General features: G+C 61.1%; 1 protein-coding gene. It reads right to left on the reverse strand.

Annotated elements, in window-relative coordinates; all coding sequences use genetic code 11:
- On the reverse strand, positions 1 to 435 hold a 435-nt coding region (locus ACOSDR_RS20215), incomplete at both ends, for an Ig-like domain-containing protein (protein ID WP_420732345.1).

The following is a 435-nucleotide window of genomic DNA, read 5'->3' on the forward strand; positions in this document are numbered from 1 at the left end:
AGGACGTATCGCCATCCCCATCCGTGATCGTATAGGTGAACGCATCCAACAGCGGCGCACCATCCGTATGCGTCTCGCCCGCGTCACTGGTATAGGTGAACGACCCGTCCGCCTGTACCGTCAGCGCGCCATACTGCGTGTTGACCTCAACACCAACCGCACCGGTCTGTTCTGCGCCCGTCTCATCGGTATAGGTGAAGGATGTCACTTCAGCGCCATCGGCCCCTTCCGTGTCGTTGCCCATCACATTGCCGGTGACCGTGTTGCCACCTTCTTCCAGCGTCAGCGTCGCATCATCCACCGCAACCGGCACGTCATCGACGACCGAGATGTGGAAGGTTGTGCTGGCCGTCGAGCCATCGCCATCGGTCACTTCAACTGTGAACGGCAGGTCGATCTCGTTCTCGCCCTCGCCCACCGGCTGGTCCAACGTGC

It is taken from the genome of Hwanghaeella sp. 1Z406 (genome assembly GCF_048892425.1).
GTDB lineage: Bacteria > Pseudomonadota > Alphaproteobacteria > UBA8366 > Aestuariispiraceae > Pacificispira.